This window comes from Photorhabdus sp. RM96S (assembly GCF_042879335.1).
Lineage (GTDB): Bacteria > Pseudomonadota > Gammaproteobacteria > Enterobacterales > Enterobacteriaceae > Photorhabdus > Photorhabdus kayaii.
This window is the reverse complement of sequence record NZ_JBHFKT010000333.1, coordinates 1-208: the sequence shown is the minus strand read 5'-3', so window position 1 is coordinate 208 and position 208 is coordinate 1. Positions and strand designations below refer to the sequence as shown.

Sequence of the window (208 nt, the reverse complement as noted above, 5' to 3'; positions counted from 1 at the left end):
GGAACAGGACGCTGTCTGGCACTGTTTTCAGCAGCACGGTCTGGAAGCCGCCCTAAAAGCGGCGGAACAATATCAGCAACACCTGACCGAACCCCGGGATCAGTTCTACGGTCAGTTACTGACGGCACAGTTACTGGAGCAGGCGGGCATGAACGCGCTGGCACAACAACATTACCGCCAGCTGCGCCAGGCCGGACAGCACCTGTCA

Annotated in this window: 1 protein-coding gene; it reads left to right on the top strand. The window is 59.1% G+C overall.

Annotated elements, in window-relative coordinates; translation table 11 throughout:
• A partial coding sequence (locus ACGF49_RS25565; RefSeq protein ID WP_387493670.1) for a type VI secretion system domain-containing protein occupies positions 1–208 on the top strand: 208 nt, incomplete at both ends.